At 45.9% G+C, this 23097-nt stretch carries 15 protein-coding genes; 11 read left to right on the top strand and 4 right to left on the bottom strand.

All coding sequences use genetic code 11. From position 1 onward, the window contains the following. Positions 1 to 266 precede the first annotated feature (266 nt). The 8 genes from H6F98_RS18455 (at position 267) to H6F98_RS18490 (ending at position 14706) form a co-directional block, all read left to right on the top strand. Positions 267 to 3119: a methyl-accepting chemotaxis protein gene (locus H6F98_RS18455; protein ID WP_192220158.1), complete on the top strand. Its 2853-nt coding sequence runs from the start codon at positions 267 to 269 to the stop codon at positions 3117 to 3119. Between the two features lie 114 nt (positions 3120 to 3233). Then, positions 3234 to 7193 carry a response regulator gene (locus H6F98_RS18460; protein WP_192220159.1) on the top strand — a complete coding sequence of 1320 codons (3960 nt, stop codon included), beginning with the start codon at positions 3234 to 3236 and terminating at the stop codon, positions 7191 to 7193. Between the two features lie 148 nt (positions 7194 to 7341). Then, positions 7342 to 7872: a chemotaxis protein CheW gene (locus tag H6F98_RS18465; protein WP_192220160.1), complete on the top strand. Its 531-nt coding sequence runs from the start codon at positions 7342 to 7344 to the stop codon at positions 7870 to 7872. Between the two features lie 205 nt (positions 7873 to 8077). Then, complete coding sequence (locus H6F98_RS18470) at positions 8078 to 9418, top strand: ABC transporter substrate-binding protein (RefSeq protein ID WP_192220161.1); 1341 nt, start codon at positions 8078 to 8080, stop codon at positions 9416 to 9418. A 612-nt stretch (positions 9419 to 10030) separates the two neighbouring features. Then, positions 10031 to 11410: an ABC transporter substrate-binding protein gene (locus H6F98_RS18475; RefSeq protein ID WP_192220162.1), complete on the top strand. Its 1380-nt coding sequence runs from the start codon at positions 10031 to 10033 to the stop codon at positions 11408 to 11410. Between the two features lie 206 nt (positions 11411 to 11616). Further along, a complete protein-coding gene (locus tag H6F98_RS18480; RefSeq protein WP_192220163.1) occupies positions 11617 to 12525 on the top strand; it encodes a carbohydrate ABC transporter permease in 909 nt (302 codons plus the stop codon). An 86-nt stretch (positions 12526 to 12611) separates the two neighbouring features. Further along, a complete protein-coding gene (locus H6F98_RS18485) occupies positions 12612 to 13481 on the top strand; it encodes a carbohydrate ABC transporter permease (protein WP_192220164.1) in 870 nt (289 codons plus the stop codon). 67 nt (positions 13482 to 13548) lie between these two features. Next, positions 13549 to 14706 carry an ABC transporter ATP-binding protein gene (locus H6F98_RS18490; RefSeq protein ID WP_192220165.1) on the top strand — a complete coding sequence of 386 codons (1158 nt, stop codon included), beginning with the start codon at positions 13549 to 13551 and terminating at the stop codon, positions 14704 to 14706. Between the two features lie 126 nt (positions 14707 to 14832). Here the strand turns inward: H6F98_RS18490 and H6F98_RS18495 are convergent, their stop codons facing one another. The 3 genes from H6F98_RS18495 to mnmH form a co-directional block, all read right to left on the bottom strand. Next, a complete protein-coding gene (locus H6F98_RS18495; RefSeq protein WP_192220166.1) occupies positions 14833 to 15195 on the bottom strand; it encodes a hypothetical protein in 363 nt (120 codons plus the stop codon). Positions 15196 to 15400: 205 nt separating this feature from the next. Beyond that, complete coding sequence (locus H6F98_RS18500; protein WP_192220167.1) at positions 15401 to 17380, bottom strand: iron uptake porin; 1980 nt, start codon at positions 17378 to 17380, stop codon at positions 15401 to 15403. 232 nt (positions 17381 to 17612) lie between these two features. Then, complete coding sequence (mnmH, locus tag H6F98_RS18505) at positions 17613 to 18668, bottom strand: tRNA 2-selenouridine(34) synthase MnmH (RefSeq protein WP_192220168.1); 1056 nt, start codon at positions 18666 to 18668, stop codon at positions 17613 to 17615. A 212-nt stretch (positions 18669 to 18880) separates the two neighbouring features. Here mnmH and H6F98_RS18510 point away from each other — a divergent pair, with 212 nt between their 5' ends. After that, on the top strand, positions 18881 to 19300 hold the full coding sequence (locus tag H6F98_RS18510; RefSeq protein ID WP_192220169.1) for a peptidylprolyl isomerase: 420 nt from the start codon (positions 18881 to 18883) through the stop codon (positions 19298 to 19300). A 108-nt stretch (positions 19301 to 19408) separates the two neighbouring features. Here the strand turns inward: H6F98_RS18510 and H6F98_RS18515 are convergent, their stop codons facing one another. Next, complete coding sequence (locus H6F98_RS18515; protein WP_192220170.1) at positions 19409 to 21325, bottom strand: transglycosylase domain-containing protein; 1917 nt, start codon at positions 21323 to 21325, stop codon at positions 19409 to 19411. A gap of 213 nt (positions 21326 to 21538) precedes the next feature. Here H6F98_RS18515 and H6F98_RS34150 point away from each other — a divergent pair, with 213 nt between their 5' ends. Together H6F98_RS34150 and tyrS are read left to right on the top strand one after the other, a co-directional pair. Next, positions 21539 to 21667 (top strand): hypothetical protein, encoded by a 129-nt coding sequence (locus H6F98_RS34150; protein ID WP_277927595.1) that lies wholly within the window; start codon positions 21539 to 21541, stop codon positions 21665 to 21667. Between the two features lie 193 nt (positions 21668 to 21860). Then, positions 21861 to 23093, top strand: a complete 1233-nt coding sequence (tyrS, locus tag H6F98_RS18520) for a tyrosine--tRNA ligase (RefSeq protein WP_192220171.1) — start codon at positions 21861 to 21863, stop codon at positions 23091 to 23093. Positions 23094 to 23097: the final 4 nt, after the last annotated feature.

Consider the following 23097-nt stretch of genomic DNA (forward strand, 5'->3'; position numbering starts at 1 on the left):
TTAGTGGTCAAGCGGCGCTCAATTCATTGCGCCTGTACAGCAATGACCAATGGACTTTAAGCCCAAGTCTCTCAACAAGACAATTTGTTAAAGAGTACCAGACTTGATAGAACGCGATCGCATTCCCATCTCTATTGCAGGCAATTTCATCAATAGCAGCGACAAAAAATTACCCACTGCTCTCAGCTAACAGATTTGAACTTGGTATTACCTCAGGAGCATCTGCCGTCTCAACGCGGAATTTATTAATTAATGAGGTTTCTTCCATGACTCAGCTTTCTCCTAAGCCCAGCTCCTCCAACGATTCCAATGGCAACGGTTCATACGCCCAGAATCTTCAACTCGACGGTCGAACACCTGCAACCAATTCCTCTTCTTTTCGACAGGTGGAATATTCCCAAGATCAAAAAGCCTTCAAACAACCCCAGTCAGTGGATCTGGTGCTTCCAGATAATGGAACTCGTCACCCACGACACAAAAAAGGATTGGGCTGGCTCTCCACGAGTTTGCGAGTCAAAGCAATGCTCGTTGCCCTTGCCATTGGTACGCTTCCAGTATTGGGTATCGGAACCTTTGCCTATATCTCTACCAGCCAATCGCTTGAGAAGGACACTTTTGCGGACCTACAAATCAACACCCAAGACCTGTCAGACAAGTTGACAGCCTTCATAGGAGAACGCTATAAAGACATCCAGGTTTATGCTAATCTCGCCATCTTTACTGATGCCAATGTAGCGAAATCACTCACTCTCGAGCAAAAAAACGAACTCCTTCAGGAGTACGCCCAGAGTTCCGGACTCTACACCAGTATTGCTGTGACTGACCTTAAGGGCGACTTCCTATACAAATCGGATGGGGAGACTCTAGATAATGCATCTCAGAATGACTGGTTTCAGGCAGTACTGAAAACAGATCGCCCATTCATCAGTGAGCCGCGAGCATCCAGAGCCACTGGAGTTTTTAGTATATTTTTCGCTGCTCCAGTCAAGGATAGTGCTACTGGCAAAACAATCGGCATCATCCGTGCCCGCCTCCCTGTGTCAACTCTTCAAGAGGTATTTGGAATCACAGCCGACCGATCGCAAGACTTCTTTACGTTCGATTCCAAGAACGGAATTTTCGCATCTAGCGCAGAAAAATCTGTCGGTCAAACGCTCGATAAAGTATTTCCTCTAATGACTGCCCAGATCAAGAAAGTAGGTCGTAAAGACACCTATATTTTCGGGCAGAACGAGGTGACCCGTATCAAATCACTGGAAGTTTTCAGTCCTGCTGAACGACTCAAAGAGCAATATGGACTCAACTGGAGTGTAATTATCGCAACTAACAGAAATGTTGCGTTGGCTGCCCAGTCTCAGTTGCTCCTGACGGTGTTGTTGGGTACAGGCATTACCCTCTTGGGAGTAGGTGCGATCGCCGCATTCATCGCGAACCGAGCCACACGCCCACTTCTGGATGCGGCTAAGGCGGTGGACAAAATTGGTCAGGGCGAACTGGATACTCGTCTAACCGTTCAAGGAGAAGACGAACTCGCTGTCTTGGGAAGTAACATCAACCAGATGGCATCTCAGTTGGGGACATTCGTGCAAGAACAAGCACTCCTAGGCAAAGTTACAGGTACTCGTACCTTTAACTTGCAAGACCTTAACGAACTCTTCAGTAAGGTAGTCGAAGATGCCCGCTACATTGTCAACGCGGATCGAGTCTTGATTTACCGCTTCAATCCTGATGGTGGCGGTGATGTTTCAGCCGAATCTGTAGGAAGAGGTTGGCCTCATGCTCTTAACGACAAAATTGAAGAATCTTACAGTCCAGAACAACTGCGAGATCTTTATGCCGATGGCCGTGTCTTTCCCGTTAAGAATGTTCTGGAAGCCGATTTGTACCCAGCACAACGGCGGTTCCTGGAACGCTTACAAGTCATGGCAAGTTTAGAGGTGCCAATTCTCCAGGAAGGTAAACCCTATGGTTTATTAATGGTTCATCACTGCGGGATTCCTCACGATTGGCAAGCGTCGGAAATTAACTTCCTCAAGCAGTTAGCCGCTCAGTTGGGTCTGTCTTTAGACCGGGTTGTTCTCTTAGAAGAAACTGAACAACTTGCTGAAGAACAGCGCCAGCTCAAAGAAGGGCTACAAAAGCGTGCGTTGGAACTGCTCATGGAAGTAGACCCAATCAGTAAAGGAGACCTGACAATTCGGGCAAGGGTAACTGCTGATGAAATTGGGACGATTGCAGACTCGTACAACTCCACAGTCGCTAACTTGCGTAAAATCGTACTTCAGGTGCAAGAAGCGGCGACCCAGGTAGCCCAAACAACCAGCACCAACGAAGCCTCTGTACAAGCGCTATCGGTAGAAGCCTTGCATCAAGCTGAGGAAATTGCCGAAGCACTTAACAAGGCTCAGGAAATGGCCCACTCAGTGCGCGTGATTGCTGCTAACGCCGAGCAAGCGGAAGCTGCTGTAAAAGAATCCGCTCAAACGGTGCGAGAAGGGGACATTGCGATGAACCGTACCGTAGATGGAATTCTCTCCATCCGAGAAACAGTTGCAGAAACAGCCAAAAAAGTCAAACACCTTGGGGAATCGTCACAAAAGATTTCGACAGTTGTGAACCTGATTAGTACCTTTGCCGCACAGACGAACTTGCTAGCGCTAAACGCTTCAATTGAAGCGGCACGCGCTGGGGAAGAAGGTCGAGGCTTTGCGGTGGTTGCGGATGAAGTACGAGCGCTAGCGCGACAATCAGCGGAAGCAACAAGCGAAATTGAACAGCTAGTCGCAGGAATTCAGGCAGAAACCAACGAGGTGGTAGCCGCGATGGAAGCAGGTACGGAGCAGGTAGTAACGGGAACGAAACTAGTAGATGAAACTCGTCAAAGCCTGAACAAAATTACAGCCGCATCAAGCAAGATTAATCAATTAGTTGAAGCAATTACCCAAGCAACTGTTGTTCAATCTCAAGCCTCAGAAGCTGTGACTCAAACGATGACGAATGTGGCAAAAAGTGCTAACAATACATCTAAAGAAGCTGGTATTGTGTCGTCTTCCTTTGAGGAACTACTAACGGTAGCTCATGCGCTACAAGAGGATGTCCGTCGATTCAAAGTCAGTTAGTTATTGGTTGTTAGTTCTTAGTTGTTGGTTGTTAGTTCTTAGTAGCTAATAACCAATAACTACTAACCAATAACAAATAATTAATAACCAATAACTATTAACTAATAACCAATCATGGCAATTAATTCTGATATCCGCGACCAAGCCTATCAGTTTTTCATAGAAGAGGCTCCTGATCTATTGCAGGTGATCGAAGCGGGTTTACTGACACTGAGGCAAGAACACAGCACTGCCAATGTTCACAATTTAATGCGAGCGGCACACTCGATCAAAGGAGGCTCTGCCAGTGTTGAGCTAGATGCGATCGCAACTTTAGCTCACCGTCTAGAAACGCTCTTCAAGGTGTTCTATGACGAAACAATAGAGATTGATACTGACTTAGAGAGCCAACTTCTGCAAGCCTACGACTGTCTGCGTTTACCTTTGATGGAGCAGATTCGGCTAGGTTACTTTGATGCTGAGAATGCTTTAGCCCTAGCTGATCCAATCTTCACCCAGCTTGAAGAACAATTTGGAGAGGCTTTGGCTCAGGTAGACAATTATATGCCGAGTTCGGCTGACTTAGGGATCGATATGACGACATCGATCTTTGATATTGATGTGCGAGAAGGACTAGAACACCTCTCGACTGTCGTCGCTCAGCCTCAAAACTATGAAGTTGCAGGAGAACTTCGGGCGCAAGCCGAGGTATTTGCAGGCTTTGCCGAGTTACTGAATCAGCCAGAATTTGGAGCGATCGCAAAAACAACTCTCGCCGCGTTGGATGCTCACCCTGAGAAGGCTTTTGTGATTGCTCAACTTGCTCTGTCAGATTTTCAGCTCAGCAGACAAGCGGTGCTGGGAATGATTATCCCCGGTGCTAGTGCCTACGAATCACTACAAAACAGCAAGGAAATTACTCCCTCGCCAGCTTTAATGGCACTGGCTAATCCAACTGCTACCGAATTCCCAGACAATACCCAGGCTGAAGTAGAGTCGATTGAGGAAAGTGTCGAAGCTACCGTACCTTCCCTGGATGAACTCTTCAGCAGCGCTATTGCGATACCTGAGAACAGTGTAGAGAATACACCTATCGAGGTCGATGAAAACTGGACAGTAGATGAAACCTTCGCGGCTTCTGCGGAATGGATGGCAGACAGTTTTGCGCTCTGTGATCCTGAGACGGAAGGCTCAGACGTACCCGAATCCACAGAGGTTGAATGGATTACTCAAGCCACATCATTTGAGGTTGAAGCCACAGAAACTCCCACAAATCCTTTATTAGAGGAAGTTTTTGGCGGCGTTTTTGCAACATCTGAGACTCAAACAGAAGCGGAACAAGTAACAGAGGATAGTCCTACTGAAATAGAAGAACTGCAAGTCACCGCGTTTCTGTCTCTAGAAGAAACCCCCGTACTAGACGAGGTTTTTGGCGGTGTTTTTGCGACATCTGAGACTGAAACAGAACTAGTAATAGAGGACAGTGCCACTGAAATCGAAGAACGGCTACCCACCACGTCTCTGTCTCCAGAAGAAACCCCCATACTAGAGGAGGTTTTTGGTGGCGTTTTTGCGACATCCGAGACTCAAACAGCAGCGGAACAAGTAACAGAGGATAGTCCTACTGAAATAGAAGAACTGCAACTCACCACGTCTCTGTCTCCAGAAGAAACCCCCATACTAGAGGAGGTTTTTGGTGGCGTTTTTGCGACATCCGAGACTCAAACAGCAGCGGAACAAGTAACAGAGGATAGTCTCACTGAAATAGAAGAACGGCTACCCACCGCATCCTTATCTCCCACCGATATACCCCAAACATTAGAAGGTGCGGTTCAATCGATTGAGGAAATCTTTGAGAGTCTGCCATCTATTCAAGACATCCTCACCCCCACCGCTGCTGGAAATCTTGTCCCTGTCACAAAGCCAGACAATTTAACTCAGATTAATCAACTCACTGAGGCAACGCCGTCCAATAAACAAGAAGACATTGCCACTCCTCAACTGTCGGTGCGGGTTGACTCCAACCGATTAGGACGGATGAATAACTTGGTGGGTGAGCTTGCGATTAATCGTAATGGGCTTTCCCTGCAAAATGATCAATTACAAGGCTCAGTACGAGAATTGCTCAATCGATTCACCCGTGTTCAGAGTACGGTGAGTCAGTTGCAAGCTTTATCCGATCAGATGCTGGTTAGTACATCAAGTGCTGGCTCAATTGCCTCACATCCTGGGGTTATCTCACTGGGTAGAAACGTCAGAACACAAGGGATAAATTCTTTAGGTGAGCCAACTGCAAACTCACCCTGGATAAATGAGGCAACCAAATTTGGTGAGCAAGACACAACGGACAACTCCAATTTTGACTCTCTGGAATTGGACAGCTACGGGTTTTTGCACTTGCAGTTGCAAGGACTTCTCGATGATATGGTGCAGCTTGAAGAAGCCGTTGATGATATTGTTCTGTTTGCGAAAGCCACTGATCAATCACTAGAACAGCAGCGACAAATGCTGACTCAGTTACGAGATGAACTGATGTGGGCGCGGATGTTGCCGTTGGGGGAAGTTCTCAATCGCTATCCTCGGATGTTGCGCGATCTCTCGACAACCTATCGCAAACCTGTGTTGCTCAAACTGAGTGGGACGAGTGTGTTGGTGGACAAGGCTGTTTTGGAAAAACTTTACGACCCCTTACTACACTTGCTCCGAAATGCGTTCGATCATGGTATAGAAGCTCCAGAAATCCGGACTCAACAGGGTAAGTCAGCAGAAGGGCTGATTGAAGTTCGAGCTTACCACCAAGGTAGTCAAACCATTATCGAAGTGAGGGATGATGGTCAGGGCTTAAATCTGGAACGGATTCGTGATCAAGCGCAAGAAATGGGATTGTTGTCGGCTGAACAAGCCGCAGCGATTCCTAATAATCAGTTATTTGAATTGATTTTTGAGCCAGGATTTTCGACAGCAAGCCAGGTGAGTGAGTTGTCGGGACGAGGTGTGGGATTGGATGTAGTGAGAGCACAAATGCGATCGCTCAAAGGTACGATTACTGTCTCTTCTTCGCCGGGAGTTGGTACTACCTTTACGTTACGTCTTCCTTTAACACTGACGATCGCAAAATTACTCGTCTGTTTTATCGGCTCGACTGCTTTGGCAATGCCATCCGATAGCATTGAAGAAATTATCGTTCCGAAAGCTGAGCAAATCAAAGAAACAGGCACACAACGGTTCTTGCACTGGCGAGGACAAATCCTGCCAACGTATCGACTTGCTGATCTATTAGAGTATGCTTGCCCGTTGCCAGATACGTCTCCTAGTAAGGCGTTAATTTCTGTTGCCTCTCCCGCGAGTTGGGCGTTACCCCTGCTAATTCTTCGCCAAGGGCAACAAGTGATTGCAATGGAGATTGATCGTCTTGTGACTGAGCAAGAACTCGTGATCAAACCATTTGGCTCAGTCATTGCCCCACCTACTTTTACTTACGGCTGTACGATTTTAGGAGATGGCAGTTTGATTCCGGTTATTGATACGGCTGCCCTACTCAACCAAATTTTGGGACAAAATCTAACTGCAACGGCAACTACAATTGATCCGAATTCGCAACACATCAACGGCTTGACAAACAAGGGTTCATCGAGTAACAAGAGTATCATTAAAACCACGAAAGCACCGACTGTTTTGGTTGTTGATGATGCCGCAGCTTTGCGACGAACTCTTGCTCTTACTTTAGAACGCGCAGGTTATCGAGTCTTGCAAGCGCGAGATGGACGAGAAGCGATCGAGCAATTGCAGCAAACTCCCACTGTGAATCTGGTTGTGTGTGATATTGAAATGCCTAACATGAACGGTTTTGAGTTTCTTAGCTGTCGTCGCCAAGACCTCAAAATCTCCAAGATTCCTGTCGTCATGCTCACCTCTCGCAGTAATGATAAGCATCGTTGGCTAGCGATGCAATTGGGTGCTACTGCCTACTTCACCAAGCCTTATCTTGAACAAGATTTTGTAACAGCAATCAAACAAATCATCAGTCAAAATACTCCTGAATCTGATAGGTTGCTACTCTCTAGCCACTCTTCTCAGGAGGTTGTCACACGCTAGATTCTGCACTCTAGGAGATTATTATCTGTTAGGCTTTAGTTGTTATACAGAGCGTTTAAGGGCTTTTGCAAACTCAGTCTAAGCTGGCTAACTATTTTCTGTGTAACAACTAATCTCTAACAATAAACTACTAACTTTATTTTGTGACATGAGTAATACTATCATCAACAACCCACCTGCCAACTCAGCGATTTCTAAGGCTCGACAGATTGCCCCCTCTCTCAAGCTTATCATTTTTAGCATGGGAGCTTTAAACTTAGCTTTACGGATTGAGTCGATTTATAAAGTGGTTAATCACACCGCTATTTATAGTAGTGGATTGAATTATATAGGAGTTACTCATCTTGAAAATAGTGAAGTAACGGTTGTTGATTTGCATCGACGATTTTTTCAATCTAGCCAATTCAAAAACACGGAGCAAGAAGGATATCTCATAGTTGTAAAAAGTACAACAGGTGAGTTTTATGGTATTCCAGTTGTTGAGGCTCCAGTGTTAACTGAAGTGCCATTATCAATGATTCGTGTTCTTCCAGAGTCTTATCGGCGTTCAGATACACTAGAAGTCGCAAGTCATGTTGCAGTTATTCCTCAAGAAGGGTCAGCACCTCTAACAGTCTTTTTCTTAGATGTCGATCTCCTTCTGCCAATGTTTCAAGAGCTGAAATCGGCTAAATCTTAACTTTTTAAGATTATTGAACAAAATGTTGAGATTCTTAGCTTAAGAATTCCAGCGATTCAATGGACTGCGGCAAAAATGTGGCTATGCTATGACTGAGCTTAGATGTTTATGCTTGCGACCACATTTTGGGGATTGTTCTTCACAATAATGCGATCGCAACAGATTGCTTTAGACATTTGCTCTGCCATTAATTGTCCTATCGAAAATGAGCAAGCTGCAAAAATTAGGCGTACAGCTAGTAAGCTGGATACGTTACCTTGGACTCCCTCTTTTCTTGGGAATCCTGATTGGCTGTGTCTTGGTGTATCAATTCTGGGTGCAACCAGCGCTAACTCAACAACCCGTTACGCTAACCTTGATGATGATTGCTCCGGAAGTTCCACCGTGGAGTGATATTCTCATCAAGAACTTTGAGAAAGAAAATCCAGACATTCGTATCCAGATTATTGAGGGACCTAACGCCTCAGACTTATACGAAAATCTCTACACTGCCTCTTTTATCCTTGGTGACTCGCCCTACGATTTAGTGAATATGGATGTCGTCTGGGCAGGCAAATTTGCGGCGGCTGGCTGGCTTATGGATTTGTCTAGTCGCATCACTGATGAAGAGTTAAAAGCCTTTCTGGATAAGGATGTAGAGGCGGGACGCTACGAAGGCAAACTCTACCGCATTCCCCTTCGTTCCGATGCGGGAATGCTTTACTACCGCAAAGACTTGCTAGAACAAGCAGGATACGAACCGCCAGAAACGTTTGAGGAGTTAATCAACATTTCTCAAGACTTACAGGAGAAAAAAGCGGTGCGTTGGGGCTATGTCTGGCAAGGACGTCAATATGAAGGCTTGTCAGCCATGTTTGTTGAAATCCTAGAAGGTTTCGGAGGCTTCTGGGTTAATCCCGAAACACTGGAAGTAGGGCTTGATAAACCTGAGGCAATTCAAGCCGTTGAGTTTCTTAAAAGCACCATCGACAAAGGCATTTCTCCACCTGGAGTGCCCACTTATCAGGAAGAGGAAACCCGACGATTGTTTGAGAGTGGGGATGTCGTCTTCTTACGCAATTGGCCTTATGTTTGGCCTTTAGCTAATGAGGAATCTTCAAAAATTAAGGGTAAGTTTGGGATTAAACCGATGGTTCATGCTCTAGGTAAAACAAGCGGTGCTTGTCTAGGAGGTTGGGGGCTAGGAATTTCCAAAACATCCAAACATCCAGAGGAAGCTTGGAGAGCGATTCAATACCTTACCAGTGCCGAAGCACAGCGCCCGTATATTATAGAGACAGGTTACCTGCCTAGTCGAAAAGAGTTATTTACAGACCCAGAGATTGTTAGTAAATACTCTCATTACCCGCAGCTACTAGAAGTCGCAGAGAATACCGTTCTCCGTCCTCCAATTGCTCAATATGCCCAAGTCTCTGATATTTTGCAGCGTTACCTGAGTGCAGCACTAACCAATTCTCGGTTTACTCCTGCAAAAGCTATGAAATCAGCCGCTGATGAAACACGCGCAGTATTGGAAGCAGGTAATAAGTTAGAGACTAAAGCTTAGTAATAGGAAGAAAACTATAGCAATCCTATTTGATTTACGAACACCCGATCCTCACAGGAAGGCGATTACGACAGGTTGTCGTTGATGTTTGTAATTAATGCCTCTTCTCCTTAGCCGAGTTGCCCAGTACAACTACACTTGAGGCTAATTATTTGGCTACTGGGTCATCCAAATGAACGAACGATGAGTCGCAAACATTCTTGAAATTGGTATAAGGTTGCTTATGCCTTACTAGCCGCCTGAATTTTGTTAAAAATCGCTCCATCGGTAAAGAAGTGAATCAGCCGATATAGTGACTAGAAAAATATGTAAAGCAAAATTGAGTACAATAATTACTAATTGAGTTGTTTGTGTATGTACCGCTAGGTTGAGAGGTAGGTATTTACCACTTCACTCATTAGATAGATGCTTAATTGTATTTTTTATCTTCTGTTGAATAAAATGTTAAGCAACCTGAATTTAAGTTGCATTTATTTACATTAAAGAATTTTGGCGATCGCGACTTCATAAATCAAGATATGACTAAATAAGAAATGGTTTGTGTGCAAGTACACAAAATCCAAGGCATTCGCTATGCCTAAGGGAATAGCCTATTAATTTCCGTATCTAAAAATGAGCAATATTCAACAATTAGGCGGTCGTTACAGAAGCCTAAGAAAACTGGTGAGAAGACTAGGAGTCCCTCGCCTCTTGGGAATCCTTGTTGCCTTTATTCTCGTGTTTAACTTCTGGATACTACCAGCCCTGACCCAGCAACCTGTTGTCATCACAATGCTGATGCAAGGTCAAGACCGGGCGAATTGGGCACCCTTCTTCCAAGAATTCAACGAGAAAAACCCAGATATTCGGCTCAATGTTGTTGAAGGGCCCTTCGATAGCAACCTGGTCGAGAACCTCTACACCTCCGCCTTCCTACTGGGTGACTCACCCTATGATGTTCTCAATATGGACATTGTCTGGGTGCCTAAGTTTGCGGCTGCTGGCTGGCTTATGGATCTCACAGGTCGGCTTCCCCAGGAACAACTCTCAAAGTTTGTCAAGGGTAACATTGAGGGGAGCATGTACCAGGACAGACTGTATCGTATCCCAACAACATCCGATGCTGGGGTGCTTTACTATCGCACCGACCTCTTGAAGCAAGCTGGAGTTGAACCCCCCGAAACCTTCGAGCAGATGGTACAAATTGGGACTAACTTGCAAAAGCAGGACGCAGTTGACTGGGGTTACCTCTGGCAGGGCAAACAGTACGAGGGTGTCTCTGCGATGTTTGTTGAGGTACTCGAAGGCTTCGGTGGCTTCTGGGCTAACCCTGAGACGTTGGAAGTCGGACTTGACCGACCAGAGGCAATACAAGCTGTTGAGTTTCTCCGCAATACCATAACCAATGGTCTTTCGCCGCGTGGTGTTGTGACCTATGGGGAAGAAGAAACCCGTCTGTTGTTTCAAAATGGCGGGGCAGCCTTCTTACGCAACTGGCCTTATGTTCTGAAACTAGCCAATGACCCAGCCTCAGATGTTAGGGGCAAAGTTGGGATCAAACCGATGATTCACGGTCAAGGGCATCCGGGTGGTTCTGCTTTGGGTGGCTGGGGTTTAGGCATATCTAAAACCACTAGACATCCAGAGGAAGCATGGCGAGTCATTCAGTTCATGACCAGTGAGGAGACGATGAAGAAGTTTGTTTTGTCAACTGGCTTGATTCCCAGTCTGCAGACACTCTTTAAAGACCCAGAAATTCTTGCCCAATTCCCCTACTTCACGCAACTGTTTGAGGCAGTTCAAAACCCCGCTTTACGTCCTCCCATTGCACAATACGCTCAAGCGTCAGACGTTTTGCAGCGTTACCTCAGCGCGGCTTTCACTGGACGTATGAATTCAGAACAAGCGATGAAAGCTGCGGCTCAAGAAACCCGCAATATCCTAGGTGGCTTTGGACGCGCCCCAGTTTCACAAAAGTCAACGCCTGATCAAACAGTAGCCGTTAGTTCTTAACGTTTTGTTCTTTGTTGGCTGCACGACTCCTAAACAAGCCATGAAAGCTGCCCAAGAGTAAAACTCGAAATATCCTGAACTAATTTAAACCTGCTGTGTCTTTTTTGAGTTTTTTAAAATAAGGCGCGGCTGAAATGGAGAATTGTTCAAAAGTGACTAGTCTGTTGATAATCAACTCCTAACAATCAACTCATAACCATCGACCAATGACACAAGACGCAATTCGGGCACGAGAACAGAGGACAGGCTGGATGCTACTTCTTCCAGCTTTAATCATGCTGTTGCTAGTATTTGCCTACCCAATCTTGAGAGCTTTTTGGTTAAGCTTATTCACCCAAAACCTTGGTACGCAACTGAAACTCGTTTTCTCCGGCTTTGATAATTACGGACGGATGATTGGCGATGGGCGCTTCTGGCAGAGTATGTGGAACACCAGCGTCTTTACTTTTGGTTCCGTTTTGTTGGAATTGCTCTTAGGGATGGGTGTCGCCCTAGTACTGAACCAAGCCTTTAGAGGGCGTGGCATCGTGCGAACCATTTCCCTCCTACCTTGGGCATTGCCAACAGCTTTAATGGGACTGGCTTGGGCATGGATTTTCAATGACCAGTATGGTGTCGTCAACGACATTTTGCGGCGAGTAGGTGTGATCGATACTGGCATCAGTTGGCTTGGCGACCCAACCTTGGCAATGATTGCTGTGATTTTAGCTGATGTTTGGAAAACAACACCGTTTATTGCCCTGCTTCTGCTTGCTGGGTTGCAATCGATTTCGGGAGACCTCTATGAAGCTCATTCGATTGACGGGGCGACAGCTTGGCAGAGTTTCTGGAAAATCACTGTACCACTGCTGATGCCGCAAATTGTAATTGCTCTGTTGTTCCGGTTTGCTCAGGCGTTTGGTATCTTCGACCTAATTCAGGTAATGACGGGAGGTGGCCCTGCTGGGGCGACGGAAACAGTCTCTATCTATATCTATGGGACTGTAATGCGCTACCTCGATTTCGGCTATGGTGCAGCGCTTGTTGTCGTGACATTTTTGTTACTCGTCGCAGCAGTAGCGATCGCAGCTTACTTCCTCTCTAGAGCGCGTGCCAACGCCGCAGGAGCTAGATAGCTAGTTTTTAGTTCTTAGTTCTTAGTTGTTTGCTCGTACCAATAACCAACAACCAACAACCAATAACCAACAACCAATCACCACCTATGACTACCGTTGCAAATCAGCGATCGCAAGAATCCTCAACATTCAACTGGCGAAAAATTGTTTTACCAATCTCAGTCTTTTTAGTTGTTGCCTTTTTCCTTGCCCCTATCCTCTGGCAGGTACTAACCTCGTTCAAAGTCAACGAAGATATCTCTGCTGTTCCCAGTGTTTATGTCCCTAGGCGTCTCACCTTGGAGCATTACCAGTCTCTGTTCGTTCGCCGTCCGTTTACCTCATACATCTTAAATAGCGCTTTCGTTTCCATCACTTCAACAGTACTCGCTTTAGGATTGGGCGCTCCAGCCGCCTACGTCTTAGCACGAATGCGATTGCCTGGAGAAAAAATCATCCTTGCTACTATCTTGATCGTGACGCTATTTCCTGCTGTATTGCTGTTTTTGGGACTGTTAGAAGTCGTCAAATATTTGGATTTAGGTAATAACTACTTAGCCCTAATTATTCCTTACACCGCAATCAATTTGCCGCTAACAATCCTGGTAATGCGGAGTTTCTTCCAGCAACTTCCAAAAGATTTAGAAGATTCCGCTAGGGTTGATGGTTTCAGCACAGTTCAAATGTTGACCCAAATTGTGCTACCGATGACACTTCCCGCACTAGCAACAACTGGAATTCTCACCTTCATTGCCGCCTGGAATGAATTCATTTTTGCCCTGACCTTCATCACCCGTGAATCGATGAAGACTATTCCTGTTGCAACGGCTCAACTTAGTGGGGCATCGGTATTTGAAATTCCCTACGGTCCGATCGCAGCCGCTACAGTATTAGGTACGCTTCCCTTAGTTGTCCTCGTACTCGTGTTCCAACGTAAGATTGTCCAAGGTTTAACGGCTGGTGCTGTTAAGGGATAGTCTTTTGTTGTTTGTTGTTCGCAAATAACTAATAGCCAATAACCAATACCAATGAGTGATAAAAACTATGTCAAAGCTTGAACTACAAAATCTCAACAAAACCTACACTCCTAAAGTAATCCCTGTTAAGGACATCAGTCTGGATGTAGACGAGGGAGAGTTCCTCACCCTGTTGGGGCCATCGGGATGTGGTAAATCAACACTATTACGCCTGATTGCTGGTTTAGAGCCGCCTACTCGTGGCAGAGTAATCATTAATGGGCGTGATGTTAGCCGTGTTGGGCCAGGTAAACGTAACATTGCGATGGTGTTCCAAAGCTATGCTCTTTATCCCCACATGACGGTCTATGAAAACATTGCCGCTGGTCTGAAGTTACGCAAAATGCCATCTGATGAAATCCAGCGGCGCGTGAGTGATGTTGGTGACAAACTTGGACTGCAACACTTGATGGATCGTAAACCCGGTCAAATGTCTGGTGGTCAGCGACAGCGGGTTGCTTTAGGTCGTGCTTTGGTGCGTCAACCGGACATCTTTTTACTGGATGAACCATTGAGTAATCTTGATGCCTTGTTGCGTGAGCAAGTGCGGGCGGATTTGAAACAGATTTTCGACCAACAGCAGACACCAGTGGTCTACGTGACTCACGATCAAACGGAAGCGATGACCCTTTCTAGTAAAGTTGCAGTTTTATACGATGGCAACCTGCAACAGCTTGCCCCACCGAGTGAAATCTATAATAGACCCGCCAACCAGTTTGTTGCTGGTTTCGTAGGCAGTCCCCAAATGAACTTACTGACCCTCAACTGCGATGGGAATAATGCTGTTTTGGGTGACTTTAGAATTCCTTTGCCGACCCTACCCACAACGCCACCACAGGTTGTCGCGGGTATCCGTCCAGAAGATGTCAACCTTGCTAAGGCTGATGATAGGCTAACGATTCAGGGACGAATTTTCTTGGTGGAAAACCTGGGAATGCAGAATCTTATTAGTGTTCGAGTTAAGGGTTCTGAGTTGAGGATACGTGCTTTGTTGCCTGCTCATCAAGCCTGGGAAGGAGAAGACATCAGCCTATCCATCGCACCGCAAGCGATTCACTGGTTTGATATTCAAACAGGCGATCGCATTCAAACTCAGCACGAAGTAGAGCGAGTTGCCCCATCTCTGGGTCTAAAGACATCAACTAATAGCTCTGTACAATCGCAGCATCAATACACTAACAGTTAAACCGATGTAGCTGCTGGAAATACTCTTAAGGAACAGCAGTGCCAACACCTACCTATAGAAAAGTCCGGTATCACTACCGGACTTTTTCACGTAAGAAATTGAAATCAACCCAAAAGGCTAGTTGCGCTAGTCGTTGTTTATCGCATTGAGCATGTTATTAACATTAAACAGATAGGTGCGATCGCTGAGCATATCTGAAGAGAGCCTCTTCCCGTCAACCGCAGCCTGAATAAGATGTGAGCCATTAATGCGCCCCGACTGGCAAGCGGCACTCAGCGTTCTGTAATTGGGAATGCCTTGAGCCATGAAAGAACCACGATACGCTTGTTGAACGAGAGTAAATGGTGTTAGCCGCTCACTAGAAGACGGGGTGTTGCTCACAGATGTAGAATTTGCAGCTGTAGTCTCCACTGTTTCGGCTTTCACACTCGGTGCGATCGCTACCGACATTACTAGAACTGATAAACCACAAAAAACTAGACGTTTCATGACAAAATCGCTTAGAAGCTCAGTTAGGGTTAGCGAAGGCAAATCGTAATTGCGGCTAACATACCAGACGAATCCAGCCAAGAAAGTTCTTCATGAACATTTTTCTTGGTTTCGATCTGCATCAAGTCAGCAAAGCATGACATGGAAAAACTGAGCACCCAATGTCCAGTCGAGCGCTCAGTTGCACTATTACCACCGGAATTGTCTAGAAGGTGAAAGTCGTTCGGAAGGTTCCTACGAAAATCGTATCGTTTGCATCGTTGTGTTCTGGATTGAGAATGACAAACGCACCAGGCGTAATGGCAATGTTGTCAGTTAGACGATAGCGATAGAAAGCTTCTATATGGTAGGAGGTATCAAAATCTCGACGGTTAGCAACATCATTACCACGAATCCTCGGCGGCATCCCAAAGATGATACCCAGCAAATTGCCTTCTCCCCCTAAGTCTGGAAACCCCAATGTTACGGCATAGTTCCAAATCTCTGCCTCATCTCCTTCATTGGCTATTGCCCCATCACTTTGGGCTTGGGCATCTGTAAAACCAACCCAACCTCCAATTGCCAAGCGAGGACTGAAGCGGTATTGCGCTTCTATACCATAGGCATTGGCGGAAGTTGCGGCATCATCACCAAAAGGTGTTTGTGCAAAGCCACTGCCAGTATTCCCGGTGACATTAATGCCTTCACCAGGTTGAGGTGAGTAATAACGATTGTAGGTAAAAGCCATGCCAAAGCGATCGCTTGGAGTAAAAGTTAACTGAGCCAGTGCCCCAAATTGACCATTGAATAGGCCCCGATCATCGTCAGGATTAGAGAAAAATGCTGTATTTCCTAAATAACTAAAGCTAACTCCAAGAGCCTTGCTAAATTGCAAGTTTGCTCCAATACCTGCACCATCACTGAGTCGGTAGATCGGGTTACGCTGCCCAAACCGAGAAACATTACCACCCGCCGGATTAAGCTGGGGGGCAATGGCATCGGAACCCAGACCTTGAGCGGATATGAAAATCTGCGCGATGCGGCTAATTGGGAATTGGTAGACCAGTGAACCCAGAACAATATCGTTGCCCGTGTCAACAGTCGTAACAACATCACTGCCAGTACGGGTGAACGTATCAAAGTCATACAGTGTCATGTCTGTGCCAGTGGACAAGGCGGAGAAATTTCCTCCCTCCAGCTTCGTCCGCAACCGATCTAGACCCGTAAAACTCGTGTCAAAATTGAGAATTGCCCGACCTGCAAGAATCGTGTTGACATCTAAATCCTCTGTTGGCGTTTGCCCAGAAGGTACAGCTACGGTGTCACCAAAGGCATCAATGATACCGATATCCACTTCCCCACTTAGCTGAGTTGTAGTGGAAAACTGATGGTCTTCGATGAAAGCAACCCGACCTTCTAACGTATCAACTTGCGTACCCAAGGTTGCCAGTTCGGTTTCAAACTCCTGAACTAGGCGTTGCAATGTTTCTAAATCTTCACGAGTCACAAAGTTTTCGGTACTCGCCGCAATCAAACGCTCAACTTGCTGCAAACAAGCATTCAAACCCGCTGCAAATTCATAACGGGTGGTTGCCCGGTTACCTCGGAACGTGCCATCGGGATAACCTGCAATACAGCCGTAACGTTCCACCAAACTCCGCAGCGCTTCATAAGCCCAGTCGCCAGGAGAGACATCACTTAGCTGAGAAACGTTGGTGACTTGCCCCATCGGGTCATCAGCCGTGCTGTCATTGCTGTAATGATTAGTTTGTTCAAGGGTGTTGGTTGATTCAGCAGGTACTACTTCTGGCGCTGGCATGGCTTGAGCCAGTGTACTGTCTGCCAGTTCTAAAGTAGGATTGATTGTTGGAGAGGCTAGCTGAGAAAGATTTGATTCTTTAGCTACTGTCTCTGATGAGTGTGAGGCAGTTGGTATTGCTGATTCTCCTGAAGAAGTAGAGTCGATTTCTAGAGATGTTAAAGGGGAAAAACTAGATTTTTCGATCAACATCTGCGATCGCAGAATGTTGTCTTGATCCGCTGGTTCTACAGATGCAGTGAGTTTTTCTGTAATGGTAATTGCTGTCTGCCTAGTAACAGTTTCAGTGATAGGTGTCTGAGAGGCAGAAGCACTATTCACGAACAAAAGAGAGGCACCAAAAATAACTGGACTCGCTGTCAAAGCGTTCCAGAGCAGACTAGACATTTTCTTTCTTCTAATATTTGAATTACAAAGTAGAGGGATGTTCTAACTTCACTAAATGTTGCTAGAACGCCCTCTTGAACATCTTGATCTTTATATTGTCATACTCAATTTAATCAAAACATTTAGTTTTACAAACCTGCTATAAATATTAAGTACAAGTGTTATTAGTGCTACTTCTATGCATGGTTTTAGCCTTCTTCCAACTTCCTTAAGGCAGAAATATCTTAGATAATTACGGCAAGGAAACTAAAGTATCTAGTAAGCCATCAACACTAACATCCGATAAATCTGTTAGTTGTAGTTTTTGTTCTATATGGGCATAGCAATGAGTGATTGACCGAGTGTAAGCAGGATCATAGTGGTGTGAGAGCAAATCCTCTACCAAGTTGTGCCACTCACCTGCCCCAATGAAGCGGTACCACTCATTAAGTTTTTCCCAACCATAGCGAGACTTAAGACGTTCTAGCTTGCGTTTGAGAAGGTCAGGATGTGTAATTAAGTGTGGATATTCTTGTAAGAGCCATTCAACTCTGGCAGCTTGCGGCAGTTCTACTTCAACACATTTAGCTTGTTTTATTTGTTGCCAAAGAGATGAAGGTAAATAAACCTGTCCAATTTTGTTACTTTCTGCTTCCACCCATACTGGCTTACTTGTCTCAAAGCCTTGTAGCGCTTGTAGTAGAATCGATTCAAAGCCTTTTTGTGAGGGTTGCGGTGAAGGTTTGCCTTCCCACTCTTGACCGAGTAGGGAACCACGATGATTAGCTAAACCTTCCAAATCCAGCACTTGGATGTTGCGCTTGGTTAGCTGCCGTAGGATGTGAGTCTTACCACTACCCGTCAGTCCGCCTAATACCCTATAGGTAAACTGTTCTGGCAAATGTTCTAGTTGGTCACGTACATAAGCCCTATAGGTTTTGTATCCCCCTTCTAGGACTGTCACCGACCAACCAATTTGCTTCAATACCAAAGCCATACTATTGGAACGCTGACCACCACGCCAGCAGTACACCAAAGGATGGTAGTCTTTGTCTTTTGCCGCCAAGTGAGTGTCGAGATGCCGAGCGATATTTTGGGCAACTAGGGATGCACCAACTTTACGAGCATCAAACGGACAGACTTGCTTGAAGAGTGTTCCTACTTTTGCGCGTTCAGCATCATCCAATACAGGCAGGTTAATTGCATCTGGCATATGATCTTCGGCAAACTCGCTTTCGCTGCGAACATCAATAATTTCGCTGTAGGTTTCTGCCCAAGGTTGCTGGGTATAATTAGGCGATCGCAACATGACGGTTAATCTCTATCTAATCTGGGTAATGGTCTACCCAAACGCTAGGCTAACGCACCACTCAGTATTAAGTACCAACTCCACAACCGATAACACGCTTGGAATTTAGCTAAAGTTAGCTAGGGCAGTTTTGCCCTAAGATAGTTTGGCTATGGGACATAGCTCGTCCACAATAGTCAATTATTCAACGCTTCCTAGACCAAGGAGAAACAATGACTCGCGCAATTATGGAAACGGAAAAGGGCACAATCAACCTGGAACTGTTTGATCAGGATGCACCCAATACCGTGAAAAATTTTGTAGACCTAGCTGAAAAAGGGTTTTACGATGGTCTCACGTTCCACAGAGTCATCCCTAATTTTATGATTCAAGGCGGTTGTCCTCAGGGTACTGGAACGGGTGGCCCAGGCTACCAAATCAAATGTGAAATTAACTCTAATCAGCATTTGGCTGGTACTTTATCCATGGCTCATGCTGGGCGTGATACAGGTGGAAGTCAGTTCTTTATCTGCCACTCGCCTCAATCTCATTTAGATGGAGTACACACGACTTTTGGCAAAACGGAAGACATGAATGTTGTTAATGCTATCCGCAAAGGCGACAAGATTCTTTCTGTGAAAATTGAGAAATAGCTAGATTAGTTTCAAATCTACTGAAGTACGGGTTTTCCCCGCTCAAATTAATTCGGCGGGGAAAGTCAAAAATCGTTCCTAAGCGGTTTACTGGCTACTAACAGCTATCTAAGGGCGTTCAAACTTGGAAGCAGGTTGGAAGTATTGTACTGGCTCATTCTTCAGAGCATTAAGCATGAAACTCCGCCAAATGGGTGCGACATAGACACCACCTGTTGCCCCACCTCCTATTGGTCTGTAGTTATCATTGCCAACCCAAACAGCCGTTGATAACTGCGGGGTATATCCCGCAAACCAAATATCACGCTCTGAGGACGTTGTACCCGTTTTGCCTGCCGCCGGACGCCCGATTTGTGCCGCTTTTCCTGTACCGCTCGTAATCACATTTTGCATCACACTGGTGAGGGAAGCAGTAGCCCAAGGGTCAAGAACAAGCCGAGGCTTGGGCGTATTGTCTAGCAACACATTCCCAGCACTATCGGTGACTCGGACAATAACCGTTGGGTCAGAGTGCCAACCATTGCTGGCAAACGTGGCAAAGGCTCCTGCCATTTCCAAAGGTGTCACGCCAATCGCGCCCAGCGGCAAAGATGTGACGGGTTCCATGGGACTCTTTATCCCAAGGGTGCGGCAAACTTCAATGACTTTATCCAGCCCCACCGCTCTTCCGATTTTGACGGCTGGAACATTGGCAGAAACAGTCAAAGCTGTGCGAATACTCATCGCACCAGAGTAGCCACCACCATAGTTTCTGGGGCTGTAATAGCCACTACCATCCCGATAGCTAACTGGGGTATCCATGACAGTAGACCCTGGTCCATATTTACCAGTAGCAAAAGCTGTGTAGTAAACAAACGGTTTAAAGGATGAACCAGGCTGTCGTCGAGATTGAATAGCGCGGTTAAACTGACTCTTGTCGTAGTTGACACCGCCTACCAAGGCTTTGACAAAGTGTGTCCGAGGATCGACAGCGGCTAGCGCTACTTGGTCAGCATAAATCCCCCGGCGACGTAAGTTTCGATGGGCGCGAGTAACCGTTTCTTCCGCCATGCGTTGGAAGTTGTAGTCAATGGTAGTTTGGACTCGCATCCCACCTTTGAGAACCGTATCCCGACCAAAGCGCTCATTGAGTTCAGCGACAACGGCTTCTGTGATGAAAGGAAGTTCGCTAGTCTGCCATGAGGTAATCTTACCCAGCTTTAACTTTTGATTACGAGCCGCTTCGGCTTCGGCGGGAGTAATCCATCCCATCTTTTGCATCCGGCTCAAAACGATTGCTTGTCGTTCTTTTGCCACTTCGAGGTTAACAAAAGGACTGTATTCTTCTGGAGACTGAATTAATCCTGCAAGCATTGCTGATTCTGCCAAGTTGAGCTTATCGGCAGACTTACCAAAGTAGCTTTCGGCAGCCGTCTGGATACCGTAGTTATTGTGACCCCAATAAATTTGATTGAGGTACATTTCCAAAATCTGGTCTTTGGCGAAGATTTGCTCAACACGGATAGCGAGTACAGCCTCAGCTATTTTGCGGCTAAACCTGCGTTCGCGTGAGAGAAATAGGTTTTTCACCAACTGCATTGTTAGCGTTGAGCCACCTTCAACCACACTTCCTCGCTCCCAGTTGGCTAAGAGCGCACGACCAACACTATTAGGGTTAATCCCGTGGTGCATATAGAAGTGGCTATCTTCCATCGCGATTACAGCCCGCTTGAGGGTTGGGCTGATTTTGTCTAATTTGACAACTTCGCGATTCGCTTCACCATGAAGACTAGCTAGAGATTTCCCCTTAACGTCATATATATAGCTGGTTTCTGTAGGTACATAGCCCCGTAGTACTCTGACATCTGGAAGGTTGCGAAAGCTAGTTGCCAAGCCAACCAAACCCCCAGCAACAATCGAGCTAGTTAGCATCGTGATGCCGAGGACGGTTCCGCCTGTTACCTGAGCGACTCCTTGCACAAACCGAAAACCTGGTGATGAACCGTTTTTCGGATCTTGTTTTTGTTGAATAGTGCTAGACGACACAGCGATTTAACTTCCTCACTCAAAAAAAGACTGAACGGACTTAGGTGGCAACGTTATGTCAATATTTTATATAGATGATTACAGAAGTTTATGCCATTAGCAGGATTACGGATAAATTGGATTTAGGGAAGAACATCTCAACAACTTCAGGAATACGGTTGCAGTCGATTGTAAAGTCTTACGGACATGGTGGCTGCTTTCTCACTTTGCAGGGTGTCTATTGATGGCAAGCGGATTATGGTGCGATCGCTAAAACTCTACCGAGCTATCAGCTTTCGCGAAGCGCTCAAAGGACTAGGACAGGTGAGTGCGTTGCTCCTCAGGGTTCTAAGAGGAGGGTAGGATAGCTTAGAAGTAGGCAATCCCTTCCTCATGATAGGTGCATACTGGGTGAAAGGTTAACTGCTCAAACATTGATATTTTGGCATTACCTACAAAAAATGTTAGTCTCTCTGCTTAGGTTTGTATAAGAAAAGTAAATTTAAACAATCTATCACACCCTGCTAGTTGGTCTTTATTAAGACGCTCCAGACGAATGTCAAATTCTGAATTATCAATTCCTAATGAGCTGCCTTGGCTCTACCGAGGTGTTAGTGAAATTTTTCCGAACCAATTGGATTCTCAAGATCCGAATGAGAATCTAGTTCAACGGATAGTACAAGCAGACCAACCTTTACGGGTTAAGTTGGGAATTGACCCAACGGGTGCAGATATTCATCTTGGTCATAGTATCCCAGTGCGGAAGCTGCGAGCTTTTCAGGATGCTGGACATACGGCTGTCCTGATTATTGGGGATTTTACGGCAAGGATTGGTGACCCGACGGGGAAATCTGAAGTACGCCGCCAATTGACACCTGCCGAAGTCAAGCGAAATGCTGAAACTTATTTGGAGCAGGTGCGACCAATTTTGGATTTTGAGACACCGGGACGCCTGGAAATTCGCTACAACTCTGAGTGGCTAGAGCAGTTGAATTTAGCAAAAACTCTAGAGTTATTGGCAACAATGACGGTAGGGCAGATGCTAGCAAAGGAAGGTTTTAAGGAGCGCTACGAGCAGGAAAACCCTATTTACATCCATGAATTTCTTTACCCCTTGATGCAAGGGTATGACTCAGTGGCAGTGCAGGCTGATGTGGAGTTAGGGGGAACTGACCAAAAGTTTAATATTGCTGTGGGGAGAGATTTACAACGGCATTTTGGACAGAAGCCGCAGTTTGGGTTGCTGGTGCCAATTTTGCTCGGAACGGATGGGGTTCAGAAAATGTCGAAGTCATTGGGGAACTATGTGGGACTGTCGGAAGATGCCCTAACGATGTACTCCAAACTTGAAAAGACACCTGATAACCTGTTAGAGAACTATTTTGAGCTACTCACGAATTTGCCCTTAAATGAGCTACCCGAAGCACCACGCGATCGCCAAAAACAACTAGCTTTAAATATTGTTACCCAATATCACGGGCAAGCCGCAGCAAAAGAAGCTCAGCAGGCGGCGATTAACATCACTCAAGGAGACACTAGCGGCACAGGTGATGCTGTTCCGGAATTCTCTGTTTCCAATGTCAAGTTTCCCGCTAAGTTGTCTTATATCCTGAGCGCGAGTGGGTTGTGCAAAAGTAGTGGAGAAGGGCGGCGACAGATTCAAGGAGGAGGTGTGAAGCTGGATGGCGATCGCATTTCTGATGTTGAAATCAGCTTTGATTCCCCGGATACTTTGGATGGCAAAATCTTACAAGTTGGGAAAAAGAACTTTAGACGACTGGTAAAGTGAGTCA

The organism is Microcoleus sp. FACHB-SPT15, from assembly GCF_014849525.1.
Classification (GTDB): Bacteria; Cyanobacteriota; Cyanobacteriia; order Cyanobacteriales; family Coleofasciculaceae; genus Symplocastrum; species Symplocastrum torsivum.

Excerpts from the sequence above, each read along its gene's own strand:
- H6F98_RS18455 (WP_192220158.1), top strand. The coding sequence starts at position 267 with ATGACTCAGCTTTCTCCTAAGCCCAGCTCCTCCAACGATTCCAATGGC.
- H6F98_RS18460 (WP_192220159.1), top strand. The coding sequence starts at position 3,234 with ATGGCAATTAATTCTGATATCCGCGACCAAGCCTATCAGTTTTTCATA.
- H6F98_RS18465 (WP_192220160.1), top strand. The coding sequence starts at position 7,342 with ATGAGTAATACTATCATCAACAACCCACCTGCCAACTCAGCGATTTCT.
- H6F98_RS18470 (WP_192220161.1), top strand. The coding sequence starts at position 8,078 with ATGAGCAAGCTGCAAAAATTAGGCGTACAGCTAGTAAGCTGGATACGT.
- H6F98_RS18475 (WP_192220162.1), top strand. The coding sequence starts at position 10,031 with ATGAGCAATATTCAACAATTAGGCGGTCGTTACAGAAGCCTAAGAAAA.
- H6F98_RS18480 (WP_192220163.1), top strand. The coding sequence starts at position 11,617 with ATGACACAAGACGCAATTCGGGCACGAGAACAGAGGACAGGCTGGATG.
- H6F98_RS18485 (WP_192220164.1), top strand. The coding sequence starts at position 12,612 with ATGACTACCGTTGCAAATCAGCGATCGCAAGAATCCTCAACATTCAAC.
- H6F98_RS18490 (WP_192220165.1), top strand. The coding sequence starts at position 13,549 with ATGTCAAAGCTTGAACTACAAAATCTCAACAAAACCTACACTCCTAAA.
- H6F98_RS18495 (WP_192220166.1), bottom strand. The coding sequence starts at position 15,195 with ATGAAACGTCTAGTTTTTTGTGGTTTATCAGTTCTAGTAATGTCGGTA.
- H6F98_RS18500 (WP_192220167.1), bottom strand. The coding sequence starts at position 17,380 with ATGTCTAGTCTGCTCTGGAACGCTTTGACAGCGAGTCCAGTTATTTTT.
- mnmH (WP_192220168.1), bottom strand. The coding sequence starts at position 18,668 with ATGTTGCGATCGCCTAATTATACCCAGCAACCTTGGGCAGAAACCTAC.
- H6F98_RS18510 (WP_192220169.1), top strand. The coding sequence starts at position 18,881 with ATGACTCGCGCAATTATGGAAACGGAAAAGGGCACAATCAACCTGGAA.
- tyrS (WP_192220171.1), top strand. The coding sequence starts at position 21,861 with ATGTCAAATTCTGAATTATCAATTCCTAATGAGCTGCCTTGGCTCTAC.